Source organism: Variovorax sp. Root473, from assembly GCF_001426505.1.
Classification (GTDB): Bacteria; Pseudomonadota; Gammaproteobacteria; order Burkholderiales; family Burkholderiaceae_C; genus Variovorax.
The window spans coordinates 182321-198660 of record NZ_LMEV01000002.1 but is presented as its reverse complement, the minus strand read 5'-3'; the positions used below and the strand labels follow the sequence as shown (position 1 = coordinate 198660).

Here is a 16340-nt window from a genome sequence, read left to right as displayed (position 1 = left end):
ATGAAGTTGTTTGCCAATATTCTGCTTGCAGCCCTCATGGGCGTCGCAACCAGCGCGAGTTTTGCAGCCGATGAGCATGCCGCCGCCCCTGCAGCGGCGGCCGCCAAGCCGGCCAAGCCCGATCCCGCCAAGGGCGATACGCTGTTCAACGCGACGCCGGCCAACAGCCAGAGTTGTGCTTCGTGCCACAACGCCGATGGCAACTCGGCGATCGCAGCCAACCCCAAGCTGGCGCAACAACACCCCGAATACATCCTCAAGCAGCTGCAGGACTTCAAGTCCGGCAAGCGCAAGAGCGCGATCATGAAGCCGCTGGCCTCGGCGCTGTCCGAAGAAGACATGCGCAACATCGCCTGGTTCGTCGGCTCCAAGAAGATCAAGCCGGGCTTCTCGAAGGAGAAGGACACGGTCGCCCTCGGCGAGAAGATCTACCGCGGCGGCATCGGCGATCGCCAGATCCCCGCCTGCGCCGGCTGCCACAGCCCGAACGGTGCCGGCCTGCCGGCCCAGTACCCGCGCCTGGGCGGCCAGCACGCCGACTACACCGTGGCCCAGCTCGTGGCCTTCCGCGACAACGTCCGCCTGAACAGCGCGCCCATGAACGGCGTGGCCGCCAAGCTCAACGACCGCGAAATCAAGGCCGTCGCCGACTACATCGCCGGCCTGCGCTGATCTCCGCTGTCGCGCTTTTCAGCGTGAACTAACCGCCGATAAAAATCCCAAACAAAGGGCGGGCCGATCCAGCAGGATGGCCCGCCCTTTTGTTTTTTCCCCTTTCCTGGCTCCCTTCCGATGACCGTTTCCACCCATGGCCTTCGCGTGCATCGCGGCCCGCAGCTGCTTCGCGCCGCGGTGGAGCTGCTGTCGTCGATGCGCTTCGCGATCGCGCTGCTCACGGTCATCTGCATCGCCTCGATCATCGGCACCGTGCTCAAGCAGCATGAGCCGATCAACAACTACATCAACCAGTTCGGGCCCTTCTGGGCCGAGCTGTTCCGCGCGGCCCGGCTCGATTCGGTCTACAGCGCCTGGTGGTTCCTGCTGATCCTGCTGTTCCTGGTGATCAGCACGTCGCTGTGTGTCGCGCGCAACACGCCGCGCATCCTGATCGACCTGCGCACCCTCAAGGAAGACATCCGCGCGCAGAGCCTCAAGGCCTTCGGCCAGCGTGCCGAGAACCGCCTGACGGAAACGCCCGACATGGCGGCCAACCGCATCGGCCAGCTGCTCGTGAGCGGCGGCTGGAAGGTCAAGCTGCAGCAGCGCAACGCCAGCGCCGACGGCAAGGCCGCGGCCGGCTGGATGGTCGCGGCGCGCGCCGGCGGCGCCCACAAGCTGGGCTACATCGCAGCCCACAGCGCCATCGTGCTGGTGTGCATCGGCGGCCTGCTCGATGGCGACCTGGTGGTGCGCGCCCAGACCTGGTTCAACGGCAAGAGCGTGTTCACGGGCGGCGGCATGATCGCCGACGTGGCGCCCGAGCACCGCCTGTCGACCGCCAACCCGACTTTCCGCGGCAACATCCTCGTGCCCGAGGGCGGGCGCGGCAACGTGGCCATCCTGAACCAGGCCGACGGCGTGCTGCTGCAGGAGCTGCCGTTCACCATCGAGCTGAAGAAGTTCATCGTCGACTACTACTCGACCGGCATGCCCAAGCTGTTCGCCAGCGAGGTGGTGCTGCACGACCGCGAGACCGGCGAGCAGGTGCCCGCGCGCATCGAGGTGAACCATCCGGCCAGCTACAAGGGCGTGGAGATCTACCAGTCGAGCTTCGACGACGGCGGCTCCACGGTGAAGCTCAAGGCGGTGCCGATGGCGGCCGCGGCCAAGCCCTTCGAGGTCGAGGGCATCATCGGCGGTCCGAGCACCGAGATCACCAACGGCAAGGACAAGCTCACGCTGGAATACGCCGCGCTGCGCGTGATCAACGTCGAGAACTTCGCCGATGGCGGCGCCAACGGGGCGTTGAGCAGCGGCGCCGACGTGCGCAAGGTCGACCTGCGCCACGGCATCGAGTCGCGCCTGGGCGCCGCCAACAAGACCAACAAGCCCAAGGTGCTGCGCAACATCGGCCCGAGCATCGGCTACAAGCTGCGCGATGCGGCGGGCCAGGCGCGGGAATACCAGAACTACATGGTGCCGGTCGACGCCGGCGACGGCCAGCCGGTGTTCCTGCTGGGCATGCGCGAAAAACCCGAGGAGCCGTTCCGCTACCTGCGCGTGCCGGCCGACGAGCAGGGCTCGATGGACGGCTTCGTGCGCATGCGCACCGCGCTGGGCGATGCCGCCACGCGCGAGCGCGCCGTCGAGCGCTACATCGCCAAGGCGACCGACCCCAAGCGCCCCGAAATGGCCGAGCAGCTGCGCGTGTCGGCCGCCCGTGCGCTGGCGCTGTTCTCGGGCGCCGAGCGCGCCAGGGCCGACGCGGCGTCGCAGGGCGGTTGGCAGGCGATTGCCGAGTTCATGGAAGCCAACGTGCCCGAGGCCGAGCGCGAGCGCGCCGGCACGGTGCTGGTGCGCATCCTCAACGACGTGCTGTTCGAGGTGCTCAACCTGAGCCGCGAAAGCGCCGGCCTGGCTGCGCTGCCGAACGACGAGAAATCGCAGGGCTACCTGACGCAGGCCGTGCTGGCCCTGAGCGACGCGCACTTCTACCCGGCGCCGGTCGCGATGATGATGACTGACTTCACCCAGGTGCAGGCCAGCGTCTTCCAGGTGGCGCGCGCCCCTGGCAAGAACATCGTCTATCTGGGGTGTCTGTTGCTGATCATCGGTATTTTTGCCATGCTGTACGTGCGCGAGCGCCGCCTGTGGGTGTGGCTGACACCCGGCGGCGGCTCTGGAGACAACGACGGCCGCGACACCAGCGAAACCGTCGCCACGATGGCGTTCTCGGTCAACCGCAAGACCCTGGACAGCGATCGCGAATTCGAGCATCTGAAGGACAAGCTGCTCGCCCTGAAGAAAGAAGAACCGGCGTCACCATGAACACCACGACCCTCACGCTCCACGAAAGCTGGCTCTCCCGCCGCAACCTGTTCGACTGGGTGTTCGCGGCGCTGGTGCTGGCCGGCGGCGCGTTCGCCTTCATGCGCCATGCCGGCTCGATGGACAGCTACGAGAAGCCGATCCTGGTGGCGGCGCTGGTTTCGGTCATCGGCATCTGCTGGTTCTGGCGTCCGTTGAGGGTGTTGGCGCTGGTGGTGGCCGCGGCCTCGCTGCTGGCCATCAGTTCCTACCAGGGCGATCTGGCGCGCGCCGACTCGGTGTTCTGGCTCAAGTACTTCCTCTCGAGCCAGTCGGCCATCCTCTGGATGAGCGTGCTGTTCTTCATGAGCACGTTGTTCTACTGGATCGGTTTTGTGGCCGGCAAGCAGCAGGCCGACACCTTCGACCTGATCGGCTCGCGCCTGGCCTGGGCGGCCGTGACCATGGCGCTGATCGGCACCATGGTGCGCTGGTACGAAAGCCACCAGCTCGGCCCGGACATCGGCCACATCCCGGTGAGCAACCTGTACGAAGTGTTCGTGCTGTTCTGCTGGCTGACGGCCGCGTTCTACCTCTACTTCGAAGAGCGCTACAACACGCGCGCGCTCGGCGCCTTTGTGATGCTGGTGGTCAGCGCGGCGGTCGGCTTCCTGCTCTGGTACACGATCGTGCGCGAGGCGCATGAAATCCAGCCGCTGGTGCCTGCGCTGCAGAGCTGGTGGATGAAGCTGCACGTGCCCGCCAACTTCATCGGCTACGGCACCTTCGCGCTCGCAGCCATGGTCGCCTTCGCCTACCTCATCAAGGAACAGGCGAGCGAAACCCGCTGGTACAAGCTCACGCCGATCTGGCTGCTGGGCGTGGCGCTGTGCTTCGTGCCGGTGGCGTTCCGCCAGCGCGTGCAGGAAGCCGGCGGCAGCTACTGGGTGATCTACGCGGGCATCTCGGCGCTGATCGCCGCGGGCATCCTGCTGGGGCGCAAGCGCATTGCGGCGCGCCTGCCGGCCAACGAGGTGCTCGACGACGTCATGTACAAGTCGATCACCGTCGGCTTCGCCTTCTTCACCATCGCCACCGTGCTCGGCGCCCTGTGGGCGGCCGATGCCTGGGGCGGCTACTGGAGCTGGGACCCGAAGGAAACCTGGGCGCTGATCGTCTGGCTCAACTATGCGGCCTGGCTGCACATGCGCCTCGTGAAGGGCCTGCGCGGCACCGTCGCCGCCTGGTGGGCGCTGGCCGGCCTGGCCGTGACCACCTTCGCCTTCCTGGGCGTGAACATGTTCCTGAGCGGCCTGCACAGCTACGGCACGCTCTGAGCGCAGGTTCTGCGCCTTTCGCGAAGAATTGAAACCACGCGCCGCGATGGCGCGTAACCGAACCGGGGCCAGTCACGAACTACCCTGAGCACAACGATTCACGCGAAAGGCCTGTCATGTCGTTTCCTTCCCGTTCGCACCGTCGCGACACCAGCGGTTTCATCCACCCGCTGTCGAGCGAGATCACGCCGCGCGCGGCCTACGAAGGCCGGCGCGAGCTGCTCAAGCTGATGGCCGGTGGCGCTGCCGGCGCTGCGCTCGCCACCTTCGCGGGGCGCGAGGCCTTCGCCCAGGGCACGGGCCCGCACAAGCTGGCGCTGCTGCCGGGCGCGAGGTCGGCCGTGCCGGGCGCGCAGACCATGGAAAAGCTCACCGACTACAAGGACGCGAGCAGCTACAACAACTACTACGAGTTCGGTGTCGACAAGGGCGATCCGGTGAAGAACGCCGGCACGCTCAAGACGCGGCCGTGGACCGTCGAGGTCGAGGGGCTGGTCAAGAAGCCGGGCAAGTACGGCATCGAGGATCTGCTCAAGCTCAGCGCGCAGGAAGAGCGCATCTACCGCCTGCGCTGCGTCGAGGGCTGGTCGATGGTGATCCCGTGGGTGGGCTACTCGCTGGCAGAGCTCATCAAGAAGGTCGAGCCGCAGGGCAATGCCAAGTTCATCGAGTTCGTGACGCTGGCCGACCCGAAGACCATGCCTTTCGTCGGCTCGCGCGTGCTCGACTGGCCCTACACCGAGGGCCTGCGCATGGACGAGGCGATGCACCCGCTCACGCTGCTGGCCTTCGGCATGTACGGCGAGGTGCTGCCCAACCAGAACGGCGCGCCGGTGCGCCTCGTGGTGCCATGGAAGTACGGCTTCAAGTCGGCCAAGTCGATCGTCAAGATCCGCTTCGTCGAGAAAGAGCCGAGCACCGCATGGAACAAGGCCGCCGCGCAGGAGTACGGTTTCTATTCGAACGTGAACCCGGCCGTCGACCATCCGCGCTGGAGCCAGGCGACCGAGCGCCGCATCGGCGACGGCGGCGGCCTGTTCGCGAAGCGGCGCAAGACCGAGATGTTCAACGGCTACGAGGCGCAGGTCGGCCAGCTCTACGCCGGCATGGACCTGAAGAAGAACTTCTGAGCGGGCGCGCTCGCCCGGTTCTCGCGCCATGCTGAACAAGCTGCTCATGCACCCGGTGACCAAGCCGGTCGTCTTCCTGCTGTGCCTGCTGCCGTTCGCTCGGCTGACCTACGGCGCATTCACCGACGGCCTGGGCGCGAACCCGGCCGAGTTCCTGATCCGCGCGACGGGCGACTGGACTCTGCGCTTCATCTGCATCGTGCTGGCGGTGACGCCGCTGCGCGTGATTGCCAAGCTCAATGCGCTGGCACGGCTGCGTCGCATGCTGGGCCTGTTCGCGTACTTCTACGTGGTGCTGCACCTGCTGTGCTACAGCTGGTTCGACATGGGCTTCGAGTGGGGCGAGATCGCCAAGGACATCGCCAAGCGGCCGTTCATCCTGGTGGGGTTCTCGGCCTTCGTGCTGTTGACGCCGCTGGCGGCCACATCATTCAATCGCGCGATCAAGGCCCTGGGCGCCAAGCGCTGGCAGCTGCTGCACAAGCTGGTCTACGTGATCGCGGGGCTCGGGCTGCTGCACTTCTTCTGGATGCGTGCGGGCAAGAACAACTTTGCGGAAGTGTTCGTCTACGCCGCGATCATCGGGGTGCTGCTGGCGTGGCGCGTCTGGAATTTCGCGCGCAAGCGCCAGGCCAAGCCGGCGGTGGCCGTGCGCAGCAGCGAGAAGCCGCTGCGCACCGGCTGAGACCGGATCAGCCGTCGATCTCGGCGCGCAGCTGGTCTTCCATCGTCTCGCGGCGGCGGATCAGCTTCGCGGTGGCGCCGCTCACCAGAACCTCGGCGGCACGGCCGCGCGTGTTGTAGTTGCTGGCCATGCTCATGCAGTACGCACCCGCCGACAAAACGGCCAGCAGGTCGCCGGCCACCACGTTGAGTGCGCGGTCGCGACCGATCCAGTCACCGCTTTCGCAGACCGGGCCCACGACGTCGTAGGTCGGTGCGTCGCCGGCACGCTCGCGCAGCGGCACGATCTTCTGGAAGGCCTGGTACATCGCGGGGCGCGGCAGGTCGTTCATGGCCGCGTCGACGATGCAGAAGTTCTTGTCCTCGCCGGGCTTCGTGTAGAGCACCTCGGTCACGCACACACCGGCATTGCCGACCAGCGAGCGGCCGGGTTCGATGACGAGCTTGCGCTGGCCGAAGCCGCGCGCGTCGAGCTTGGCGAGCAGTTGCTGCCACAGCGCATCGGCCTTGGGCGGCACTTCGCCGTTGTAGTCGATGCCCAGGCCGCCGCCGAAGTCCAGGTGATGGATCGGCACGCCGGCCGCTTCGATGGCCTCCACCAGGTCAAGCACGCGGTCGCAGGCGTCCAGATAGGGCGAGGCTTCGGTGATTTGCGAGCCGATGTGGCAGTCGATGCCGACCACCTCCAGGCCCGGCAGCCGGGCGGCGTGCTGGTAGGCCTGCACCGCGCGGTCGTGCGCGATGCCGAACTTGTTGCCCTTCAGGCCGGTGGAAATGTACGGATGCGTCTTCGGGTCGACATTCGGATTGATGCGGATGCTGATCGGCGCGCGCACCTTCTCGGCCAGCGCCACCTCGTTGAGCACGTCGAGCTCGGCTTCGCTCTCGACATTGAAGCAGGCGATGCCGGCCGCCAGGGCCTGGCGCATCTCGGCGCGCGTCTTGCCGACGCCCGAGAAGATGATCTTCCTGGGATCGGCGCCCACCGCCAGCACGCGCGACAGCTCGCCGCCCGAGACGATGTCGAAACCGCAGCCGGCCTCGGCGAACACGCGCAGCACGCCGAGCGAGGAATTGGCCTTCATCGCGTAGCAGATCAGTGCGTTGCGGCCCTCGAAGCCGCGCTGGTAGGCCGCCAGGGCGTCGAGCATCCACTGCTTCGAATAGACGAACAGCGGCGTGCCGTGCGTGCGCGCCAGCGCGTCGAGCGCGACGCCCTCGACGTGCAGGGCGCCGTCGCGGTGGGCGATGTGGGGGTGGCCGGGCAGGGGGGTGTTCGTCGTCATTTCTGGGGGGAGGTGGGAGCGCTGCTCGCTGCGGCTGGCTTGGGGGCCGCTTCGTCGGAGGCGTTGGAGCCACCGGGTGTGAGCAATTGGGGCAAGGTGGCGCGCTGGGCGGCCGCCGGATCGGTCGGCAGGTAGAGCGCGCCGCGCTGTCCGCACGCCGCAAGGCCGGCCGCGCTGGCGGCAAGGCAGACCATGAGCGCGGTGCGGGCGCGAGCGCTCACTAGAATTTGGCGAACATTCAACATGCTGAAATTGTAATGACCGACACCGAGTACATGGACCACGCCGAGGCGGCGCTTGCCGCCATCGAGAAGGCCTGCGACCGCATCAACGACGCGACCGACGCAGACATCGACAACCAGCGGGTCGGAGGAATGATCACGATGTCGTTCCAGAACGGCAGCCAACTGATCGTGAACCTGCAGAAGCCGCTGCATGAAATCTGGCTGGCGGCGCGCTCCGGCGGCTACCACTACCGGCACGATGGCCGGATGTGGGTGGACACCAAGACCGGGGAAGAATTCTTCGGCAACCTCTCGCGCGAGGCGACCCTGCAGGCGGGGCTGCCGCTGGTGTTCGCGGCGGCCTGAACCGCCGCTTGCCTTCTTCGCGCGCTTCTTCTTGATCAGTTCCTGAACAGGTCGAGGATGCGGTTGCGCTCCTCGGGCGGTGCCGGTGCGCTGATCGGCGGACCGCTCAGGGCCTCGGCCGGCGCCGCGGGCGCAGCAGCTTCGACACCCAGGCTGGACACGCCGCGGCCCGGCGCGTAGTCGTCGTAGTACCACTCGCCGCCGACGCTCACGATGCCCGAAGGCGGTGTGGTCGACAGGTCGGTCACGGGCACGCCCTTGAGGGCGGTTTCCATGTAGTTGATCCAGATCGGCAGGCTCAGGCCCCCGCCGGTTTCCCGGTCGCCCAGGTTGCGGGGCGTGTCGTAGCCGATCCACGAGATCGCCGTCATGGTGGGCTGGAAGCCCGCGAACCAGGCGTCGAGCGAGTCGTTGGTGGTGCCGGTCTTGCCGTACAGGTCGGGACGCTTGAGCATTGCCTGCGCCTTCGCGGCGGTGCCGGCGCGCGTGATGGACTGCAGCAGCGTGTCCATGATGAAGGCGTTGCGCTGCGGAATGGCGCGTGACGCTTCATTGAGCAGCGGCGGCTGGACGTCGACCAGCACGCGGTCCTTGTGGTCGGTGATGCGCGTCACGAGGTAGGGGTTCACGCGGTAGCCGCCATTGGCGAACACCGAGTAGCCCACCGCCATCTGCATCGGCGTGACGGCCCCGGCACCGAGTGCCATCGGCAGGTAGGCGGGGTGCTTGTCCTTGTCGAAGCCGAAGTTGGTGATCCAGTCTTGCGCATAGCGCGTGCCGATGGACTGCAGGATGCGGATCGACACGAGGTTGCGCGACTTCATCAGCGCGGTGCGCATCGACATCGGACCGTCGAAGCCGCCGCCGTAGTTCTTGGGCTCCCAGGGCTGGCCGCCGGTGGTACCGGCGTCGAAGAACAGCGGGCCGTCGTTGATGACGGTCGAGGGGGTAAAGCCCTTTTCGAGCGCCGCCGAGTAAATGAACGGCTTGAAGCTCGAGCCCGGCTGGCGCCACGCCTGCGTGACGTGGTTGAACTTGTTCTTGCCGAAGTCGAAACCGCCGACCAGCGCCTTGATGGCGCCGTCGCGCGGATCCATGGCGACGAACGCGCCCTCGACCTCGGGCAATTGGGTGATTTCCCAGGTGTTCTTGGGCGTCTTCGCGACACGGATCACGGCGCCGCGGCGGATCTTGATGTTGGGCGGTGCCTTGTCCGACAGGCCGGACTGCGCGGGCTTGAGGCCGTCGCCGGTGATCTGCACGGCGTCGCCGTTGGCACGGATGGCCTGGATTTCCTTGGGCGTGGCCTTGAGCACCACGGCCGCCATCACGTCACCGTTGTCGGGGTGGTCGTTGAGCACGTCGTCCACCGCTTCGTCGAGTTCCTTGGGGTCGTTCGGCAGGTCGATGAATTTCTCGGGGCCGCGGTACACCTGGCGGCGCTCGTAATCCATGATGCCCTTGCGCAGGGCCTTGTAGGCTGCGGCCTGGTCGGCGGCGACCAGCGAGGTGTAGACCTTGAGGCCGCGCGTGTAGGTGCTGTCGCCGTACTGCGCGTACATCAGCTGGCGCACGGTTTCGGCGACGTACTCGGCGTGCAGGCGGTTCGGATCGGCGGCATCGCGCAGGTGCAGCTGCTCTTTTTTCGCTTCGGCGGCCTGTTCGGCGGTGATGAAGCCGGCTTCCTGCATGCGGTCGATCACGTAGAACTGACGCCCCCGCGCGCGCTGCGGGTTGTTGACCGGGTTGTTCGCGCCGGGGGCCTTGGGCAGGCCCGCGAGCATGGCGGCCTGGGCGATCGACATGTCGGACAGCGGCTTGCCGAAATAGGCTTCGGAGGCGGCCGCGAAACCGTAGGCGCGGTTGCCCAGGTAGATCTGGTTCAGGTAGATCTCGAAGATCTGGTCCTTCGTGAGCATGTGCTCCAGCTTGAAGGTCAGCAGCACCTCGTAAATCTTGCGCGTGAGCGTCTTCTCGGAACTCAGGTAGACGTTGCGGGCCACCTGCATGGTGATGGTGGAGGCGCCCTGGCTCTTTACGCGGTTCAGGTTGGCAATGCCCGCACGGACCAGGCCCTTGTAGTCGACCCCGCCGTGGTCATAGAAGCGGGCGTCCTCGGCGGCAAGGACGGCGTCCTTCACGACCTTGGGAATCGCAGCAATGGGGGTGAGGTTGCGTCGCTCCTCCCCGAATTCGCCGATCTGCGTGCCTTCAGCGGAGAACACCCGCAGCGGCAGCTTGGGGCGGTAGTCGGAGAGTTCCGAGATGTCCGGCAGGTTCGGATAGGCCACTGCCAGGGCTACGGCCACCACGCACAGGATGGAAAGCAGGCCCGCCGCAGCGATGCCCGCGCCCCAGAACACGAAACGCAACAGCCATTTGAGCCAGAAGGGGCGTTCGGGTGGAGGGGTCTTGGCGCGCCCCTTGGGGCTGGAATTTTCTTGCATGGAGGCCCGAAGAGTCACCCGACATTATAAAAAGCCGCCCCTCGGCGCGCCTGGATCTTTGTTACCTCGCGCATTCCCTCCCCTCGCGCTAAGCAGAAAGTTACAAAATGAAGTTGTGACGTCACGTTTTGACAACGGTTGTCGATTCCGGGCTTTCTGCACGCTTGGAGGGCGCTGTGGCTGCTGCTAGCATGCAACCGAACGCATATTTTTCCATTGGTTACAAATAACAGGGGGAGAGGGACCTAACTTGGCTGCTCTTGGATCATTGTTTCGTCGTCAGAACGCCCCCCTGCTGGGACTGGACGTCAGTTCGTCCAGCGTGAAGCTGGTGGAGCTCGGCCGTGAGGCCAGCGGCAAGCTGGTTCTGGAGCGCTGCGCCATCGAGCCGCTCGAACGCGGCTGGATCACCGACGGCAACGTCGAGAAATTCGACGAAGTCGCCGAAGCCGTGCGCCGCGTCGTGCGCAAGAGCGGTACCAAGACTCGCAACGTCGCGCTGGCACTGCCGCCCTCGGCCGTCATCACCAAGAAGATCATTCTTCCGGGCGGCATGAGCGAGCAGGAACTCGAGATCCAGGTCGAGTCCGAAGCCAACCAGTACATCCCGTTCTCGCTGGACGAGGTGAGCCTTGATTTCTGCGTGACCGGACCGAGCACGTCCTCCGTCGGCGACGTGGAAGTGCTGATCGCCGCCTCCCGCAAGGAGAAGGTGCAGGACCGCGAAGGCCTGGCGGAAGCCGCGGGCCTCAAGGCGATGATTCTCGATGTCGAGTCGTATGCCTCGCGCCTCGCAACGGCGCGCCTGATCGAGCAGCTTCCCGGCAAGGGCGTTGACGCCATCGTGGCGCTGTTCGAAGTGGGCGCGTTCACGACCAGCATGCAGGTGCTGCGCAACCAGGAAGTGCTGTACGACCGCGACCAGGCTTTCGGCGGCGCACAGCTCACCCAGCTCATCGTGCGCCAGTACGGTTTTTCTGCGGAGGAAGCCGAAGCCAAGAAGCGCAGCGGTGACCTGCCCGACGACTACGGCTCGGGCGTGCTCAAGCCCTTCGTTGAAAGCATCGCGCAGGAAATCGCGCGGGCACTGCAGTTCTTCTTCACCAGCACGCCGCACAACCGCGTGGACTACGTGCTGCTGGCGGGCGGCTCGTCATCGTTGCCCGGGCTGACCAATGCCGTGACCCGCCAGACGTCGTTCGCGTGTTCACTCGTGAATCCGTTCGACGGCATGGACTTTGGTCCCAGCATTCGCGAAAAGAAGGTCCGCCGCGAAGCGCCTTCCTATCTGACCTCCTGCGGCCTGGCCATGCGGAGGTTCCTGCAGTGATCCTGATCAACCTGCTTCCGCACCGCGAAGCCGCGCGCAAGCGCCGTCGCGAGGCCTTTTACGGCACCCTGGGCGGTGCCGCATTGTTGGGCGTTCTGATCGCCGGGCTTGGCTACCTCTGGTTCGAAGCCCAGATTTCCGCGCAGCAGTCGAAGAACGGCTTCCTCCAGGCCGAGATCAAGAAACTCGAAGTCGAGATCAAGGAAATCTCGACGCTGCAGGACGAAATCGCCGCCCTGCGCGCGCGCCAACTGGCCGTGGAAGACCTGCAAGGCGACCGCAACCTGCCGGTGCACCTGCTCAACGAACTCGTCCGGCAACTGCCCGATGGCGTCTATCTGACCAGCATGAAGCAGGAGAACCAGACCGTCACGCTGCAAGGCATGGCGCAGTCCAACGAGCGGGTGTCGGAGCTGCTGCGCAACCTCGGCAACAACAGCCCCTGGCTGGTGAAGCCCGAGCTGGTCGAAATCACCTCGGCCAATGTGAACCTGAGCCAGCGCGATCAGCGCCGCGTCGCGAACTTCACGATGCGCATCGGCCTCAAGCGGCCCACGGACGCCCAGAAGGCCGAGGCCGAAAAAGCCCTGGCCGCCAAGGCGCAGGCAAAGGGGTAACCGATCATGGCCATCAGCAACCGATCCCTCCCCAAAGTCGACGTCGCCACCGCCCTGCGGAACTTCGGCGACCAGTTCCGCGGATTGAATCCGAATGACCCGTCCATGTGGCCGGCGGTGCCGCGCTATGCGCTGTGCCTTGCCGTGGCTGCGCTGGTGCTGGTGGGCCTGTGGTTTGTCTGGCTCACGAACTCGAACGACGAACTCGAAGCCGAGCGCGCCAAGGAAGTGACGCTGCGTGCCGATTACAAGAAGAAGGTGGCGCAGGCCGCCAACCTCGACCTGCTGAAGAAGCAGCGCGAGCAGGTGCAGCAGTACGTGATCCTTCTCGAGAAGCAACTGCCCAGCAAGGCGGAAATGGACGCGCTGCTTTCCGATATCAACCAGGCCGGCCTGGGCCGCAGCCTGCAGTTCGAGCTGTTCCGCCCGGGCCAGGTCTCGGTCAAGGATTACTACGCGGAGCTGCCGATCGCCGTGCGCGTCACCGGCCGCTACCACGACATGGGCGCGTTCGCGGCCGACGTGGCCAGCCTGTCGCGCATCGTGACGCTCAACAACGTGACCGTCACACCGCAGAAGGACAAGGACGTGCTGACGATGGACGCCACCGCGCGCACCTACCGCTACCTCGACGAAGACGAGCGCGCCGCCCAGAAACGCGCCACGGCGCCGAAGGCGAAGAAATGAAGCCGGCCGTCAAAGTTCTGTGGCTGGTGCTGGCCACGCTGGGCCTGAGCGCCTGCGGCGATTCCGACCAGGAAGACCTGCAGCGCTGGATGGTCGAGGAGCGGGCCCAGGTCAAGCCTTCGGTGCCACCGATATCCGAACCCAAGAAGTTCACGCCGCAGGCCTACACCGAGGCATCGTCCTTCGAGCCTTTCAATATGCTGAAGTTGACCCAGGCGCTGCGCCGGGAGTCGAACCAGCCGAGCACGTCCGAGCTGATCGCGCCCGAGCTGGCGCGCCGCAAGGAGGCGCTCGAAGCGTTCCCGCTCGACACGATGGCGATGGTCGGCAGCATGAACCGCAACGGCCAGCCGGTGGCGCTCGTGCGCGTGGACAAGCTGCTCTACAAGGTGCGCGTCGGCGAGTACCTGGGGCTCAACTACGGGCGCATCACCCGTATCAACGAAACCGAAGTCGCCCTGCGCGAGATCGTGCAGGACGCCGCGGGCGAATGGATCGAACGCGTAGCCACGCTGCAGTTGCAAGAGAGTGCGAAATGAACCAAAAAAAATCAACGATGGCACAGTGGCTGCGCGCCGCCGGGCTGGGTCTGCTGGCTTTCGGTGCCCTGGCCGTCGCCCATGCGCAAAACGCAATCGAGTCGGTGACGAGTTCGACCCAGTCGGGCGCGGAAGTGATCCGCATCGACCTGGCCCAGCCGCTCGCTGCCGTGCCCGCCGGGTTCTCCGTGCAGACGCCGGCGCGCATCGCGCTGGACTTCCCGGGCGTGACGAACGCCATCGGGCGTTCGGCCATCGAGGTGAACCAGGGCAACCTGCGCTCGGTCAACGTGGTGCAGGCAGGTGACCGCAGCCGTGTGGTGCTGAACCTGAAGCAGGCCACGGCTTACAAGGCCGAAATCCAGGGCAAGTCGCTGCTGGTGGTGCTCGAGCCTGTGGCCGGGACGGCGCTCGTCGCTTCCGCGGCGACCACTTTCGCCGAGAACCGCAACCGCGACACCTTGCCGTTGCGCGACGTCGATTTCCGTCTCGGTGCCGACAGCACCGGCCGCGTGCTGGTCGACCTGCCGAACAACCAGGTCGGCGTGGATGTGAAGCAGCAAGGCAAGAGCCTGGTCGTGGAATTCACCAAGTCGACGCTGCCCGAAGGCCTGCGCCGCCGTCTGGACGTGGCCGATTTCGGTACGCCCGTGCAATTGATCACCTCGCAGCAATCGGGTGACCGCGTGCGCATGACGATCGATGCCAAGGGCGACTGGGAGCACAGCGCCTACCAGAGCGAAAACCAGTTCGTGGTGGAAGTGCGCGCGCGCAAGGTCGACCCGAGCAAGCTCACGCAGGGGGTCGGTTACAACGGCGAGAAGCTGTCGCTGAACTTCCAGAACATCGAGATCCGCTCGCTGCTGCAGGTGATCGCCGACTTCACGAACTTCAACATCGTGACCTCCGACTCGGTCAGCGGCGCACTGACGCTGCGACTGAAGGACGTGCCCTGGGACCAGGCGCTGGACATCATCATGCAGGCGAAGAACCTGGGCATGCGCAAGAACGGCAGCGTGCTGTGGATCGCGCCCAAGGATGAGATCAACGCCAAGGAAAAGCTCGAATTCGAAGCCAAGGCGGCGATCGAGAACCTGGAGCCGCTGCGCACGCAGTCGTTCCAGCTGAACTACACGAAGGCCATTGCGATTGCGCAAGGCCTGACGGGAACCGGCGCGTCGGCGGGTGGCGGCGGCGGTGGTGGTGGCGGCGCGACCTCGCGCATTCTCAGCCCCCGCGGCAGTGTGATCGCCGAGTCGCGGACCAACCAGCTGTTCGTCTCCGACATTCCCTCGCGTCTGGCCCAGGTCACCGAACTGATCCAGAAGCTCGACATCCCGGTTCGGCAGGTGCTGATCGAAGCGCGCATCGTGGAAGCCTCCGACACCTTCGGCAAGTCGCTCGGCGTGCGTCTGGGCGGCGGTATCTCCCGCGAACGCGTCGCGTCGGCCAATGGCAATCCCGCATACGGCACCTTCGGAGTCATGCCCACCACCACCACCGGCGGCGTCGGCGCCGCGGCAGCCGCCTGGACCAACTCCAACTTCATCAACCTGCCCGCAGGCGATGCAGGCGGCACCGGCAATGCGCCCGGTACCTTCGCGATCTCGCTGTTCAACTCGAGCTTGTCGCGCATGCTGAACCTCGAGATCTCGGCGCTCGAAGCCGACGGCAAGGGCAAGCTGGTGTCCAGCCCGCGCGTCATCACGGCCGACCAGACCAAGGCACTGATCGAGCAGGGCGAAGAAATTCCGTACCAGCAAGCCACGTCCAGCGGCGCGACCTCGATCTCGTTCCGCAAGGCGGTGCTCAAGCTCGAAGTCACACCGCAGATCACGCCCGAGGGCAACATCATCCTGACACTGGATGTGAGCAAGGACGCCCGCGGCGTCAACACCTCGGCGGGTCCGGCCATCAACACCAAGCACGTGCAGACCGAGGTGCTGGTCGAGAACGGCGGCACGGTCGTCATCGGTGGTATCTTCGAACTCACCGAAACCAATGACGAATCGCGCGTGCCGGTGCTGGGTGAAATCCCCTACATGGGGGCATTGTTCCGCAAGCGCGAACGCGTTGCCAACAAGACTGAAATGCTCGTCTTTATCACCCCGAAGATGATTACCGACCGCAACGCCGCGCGCTGACGCGCGGGCGTAGCAGCCACCGCGTGGCGGTCGCACTTGTCGGGTTGCCCGGCGCCGGAAAGTCCGCAGTGGGCCGGCGTCTGGGCGCCCGGCTGAATACTCCTTTCATCGACACCGATCACGTGATCGAGCAGCGCATCGGCTGCACGATCCGCGATTTTTTCGATCGCGAGGGCGAAACCGCCTTCCGCGACATCGAGCAGGCGGTGATCGCCGATCTGGCTGCCAGCCCGCACGGTGTGTTGGCGACCGGCGGTGGCGCCGTGCTGCGCGAGGCCAACCGCCAGCAGTTGCACGGTCATTTCCATGTCATTTACCTGCGCTCTTCGCCCGAAGACCTGTTCCGGCGCCTGCGCCACGACGTCAAGCGCCCGCTCTTGCAGGTGGCCGATCCGCTGGGACGGCTGCGCGAGCTGCACGATGCGCGTGACCCGTTCTACCGGGAAACGGCCCACGACGTGGTCGACACCGGCCGGCCGTCGATTGCGGTGCTCGTCAACCTCATCGTGATGCAGCTCGAGCTGGCCGGCGTGGTCGAACCTGGCGCCCATCCGGAAGAGCCCTCCGACTGACCCTGGCAGG

The 16340-nt window shown here is 65.8% G+C and carries 15 protein-coding genes; 12 read left to right on the top strand and 3 right to left on the bottom strand.

Annotated elements, in window-relative coordinates:
* The 5 genes from ASD34_RS03650 to ASD34_RS03630 all read left to right on the top strand — a co-directional run bounded on the left by ASD34_RS03650 (position 1) and on the right by ASD34_RS03630 (position 6119).
* A complete protein-coding gene (locus ASD34_RS03650) occupies positions 1-672 on the top strand; it encodes a c-type cytochrome (protein WP_056572834.1) in 672 nt (223 codons plus the stop codon).
* Positions 673-792: 120 nt separating this feature from the next.
* On the top strand, positions 793-2988 hold the full coding sequence (locus tag ASD34_RS03645) for a cytochrome c biogenesis protein ResB (protein WP_056572829.1): 2196 nt from the start codon (positions 793-795) through the stop codon (positions 2986-2988).
* Complete coding sequence (gene ccsB, locus ASD34_RS03640) at positions 2985-4304, top strand: c-type cytochrome biogenesis protein CcsB (protein WP_056572826.1); 1320 nt, start codon at positions 2985-2987, stop codon at positions 4302-4304. Before ASD34_RS03645 ends, ccsB begins: the two co-directional genes overlap by 4 nt.
* A 116-nt stretch (positions 4305-4420) precedes the next feature.
* Positions 4421-5434 (top strand): protein-methionine-sulfoxide reductase catalytic subunit MsrP, encoded by a 1014-nt coding sequence (gene msrP / locus ASD34_RS03635; RefSeq protein WP_056572823.1) that lies wholly within the window; start codon positions 4421-4423, stop codon positions 5432-5434.
* A 31-nt stretch (positions 5435-5465) separates the two neighbouring features.
* The gene (locus ASD34_RS03630; protein WP_056573239.1) at positions 5466-6119 is read left to right on the top strand and encodes a sulfite oxidase heme-binding subunit YedZ; all 654 of its coding nucleotides are present in this window, start codon (positions 5466-5468) and stop codon (positions 6117-6119) included.
* 7 nt (positions 6120-6126) lie between these two features.
* Here the strand turns inward: ASD34_RS03630 and lysA are convergent, their stop codons facing one another.
* Both lysA and lptM read right to left on the bottom strand, forming a co-directional pair.
* Complete coding sequence (lysA, locus tag ASD34_RS03625; RefSeq protein ID WP_056572820.1) at positions 6127-7404, bottom strand: diaminopimelate decarboxylase; 1278 nt, start codon at positions 7402-7404, stop codon at positions 6127-6129.
* Positions 7401-7649 carry an LPS translocon maturation chaperone LptM gene (gene lptM / locus ASD34_RS26975; RefSeq protein WP_082548491.1) on the bottom strand — a complete coding sequence of 83 codons (249 nt, stop codon included), beginning with the start codon at positions 7647-7649 and terminating at the stop codon, positions 7401-7403. Before lptM ends, lysA begins: the two co-directional genes overlap by 4 nt.
* A gap of 12 nt (positions 7650-7661) precedes the next feature.
* Here lptM and cyaY point away from each other — a divergent pair, with 12 nt between their 5' ends.
* Entirely contained in the window at positions 7662-7994 is a 333-nt protein-coding gene (cyaY, locus tag ASD34_RS03620) for an iron donor protein CyaY (RefSeq protein ID WP_056572817.1), read from the top strand.
* A 35-nt stretch (positions 7995-8029) separates the two neighbouring features.
* Here the strand turns inward: cyaY and ASD34_RS03615 are convergent, their stop codons facing one another.
* Positions 8030-10441, bottom strand: a complete 2412-nt coding sequence (locus tag ASD34_RS03615) for a penicillin-binding protein 1A (protein ID WP_200937513.1) — start codon at positions 10439-10441, stop codon at positions 8030-8032.
* A 250-nt stretch (positions 10442-10691) separates the two neighbouring features.
* Between ASD34_RS03615 and ASD34_RS03610 the strand changes: the two genes are divergently transcribed.
* From ASD34_RS03610 to ASD34_RS03585, 6 genes are read left to right on the top strand one after another with little or no spacing between them, the layout of a single operon-like run.
* Complete coding sequence (locus tag ASD34_RS03610) at positions 10692-11771, top strand: pilus assembly protein PilM (RefSeq protein ID WP_056572814.1); 1080 nt, start codon at positions 10692-10694, stop codon at positions 11769-11771.
* On the top strand, positions 11768-12388 hold the full coding sequence (locus tag ASD34_RS03605) for a PilN domain-containing protein (RefSeq protein ID WP_056572811.1): 621 nt from the start codon (positions 11768-11770) through the stop codon (positions 12386-12388). Before ASD34_RS03610 ends, ASD34_RS03605 begins: the two co-directional genes overlap by 4 nt.
* Before the next feature lie 6 nt (positions 12389-12394).
* A complete protein-coding gene (locus ASD34_RS03600) occupies positions 12395-13075 on the top strand; it encodes a type 4a pilus biogenesis protein PilO (protein WP_056572808.1) in 681 nt (226 codons plus the stop codon).
* On the top strand, positions 13072-13614 hold the full coding sequence (locus tag ASD34_RS03595; RefSeq protein ID WP_056572805.1) for a pilus assembly protein PilP: 543 nt from the start codon (positions 13072-13074) through the stop codon (positions 13612-13614). The genes ASD34_RS03600 and ASD34_RS03595 overlap by 4 nt, the downstream gene beginning before the upstream one ends.
* Positions 13611-15758, top strand: a complete 2148-nt coding sequence (gene pilQ / locus ASD34_RS03590) for a type IV pilus secretin PilQ (protein ID WP_056572802.1) — start codon at positions 13611-13613, stop codon at positions 15756-15758. Before ASD34_RS03595 ends, pilQ begins: the two co-directional genes overlap by 4 nt.
* A 23-nt stretch (positions 15759-15781) precedes the next feature.
* Positions 15782-16330: a shikimate kinase gene (locus ASD34_RS03585; protein WP_056572799.1), complete on the top strand. Its 549-nt coding sequence runs from the start codon at positions 15782-15784 to the stop codon at positions 16328-16330.
* Positions 16331-16340: the final 10 nt, after the last annotated feature.

Bases quoted from the DNA above. Each gene is read 5' to 3' on its own strand.
- lysA (WP_056572820.1), bottom strand. From the start codon at position 7,404: ATGACGACGAACACCCCCCTGCCCGGCCACCCCCACATCGCCCACCGC.
- ASD34_RS03645 (WP_056572829.1), top strand. From the start codon at position 793: ATGACCGTTTCCACCCATGGCCTTCGCGTGCATCGCGGCCCGCAGCTG.
- ASD34_RS03600 (WP_056572808.1), top strand. From the start codon at position 12,395: ATGGCCATCAGCAACCGATCCCTCCCCAAAGTCGACGTCGCCACCGCC.
- ASD34_RS03595 (WP_056572805.1), top strand. From the start codon at position 13,072: ATGAAGCCGGCCGTCAAAGTTCTGTGGCTGGTGCTGGCCACGCTGGGC.
- lptM (WP_082548491.1), bottom strand. From the start codon at position 7,649: ATGTTGAATGTTCGCCAAATTCTAGTGAGCGCTCGCGCCCGCACCGCG.
- msrP (WP_056572823.1), top strand. From the start codon at position 4,421: ATGTCGTTTCCTTCCCGTTCGCACCGTCGCGACACCAGCGGTTTCATC.
- ccsB (WP_056572826.1), top strand. From the start codon at position 2,985: ATGAACACCACGACCCTCACGCTCCACGAAAGCTGGCTCTCCCGCCGC.
- cyaY (WP_056572817.1), top strand. From the start codon at position 7,662: ATGACCGACACCGAGTACATGGACCACGCCGAGGCGGCGCTTGCCGCC.
- ASD34_RS03650 (WP_056572834.1), top strand. From the start codon at position 1: ATGAAGTTGTTTGCCAATATTCTGCTTGCAGCCCTCATGGGCGTCGCA.
- pilQ (WP_056572802.1), top strand. From the start codon at position 13,611: ATGAACCAAAAAAAATCAACGATGGCACAGTGGCTGCGCGCCGCCGGG.
- ASD34_RS03615 (WP_200937513.1), bottom strand. From the start codon at position 10,441: ATGCAAGAAAATTCCAGCCCCAAGGGGCGCGCCAAGACCCCTCCACCC.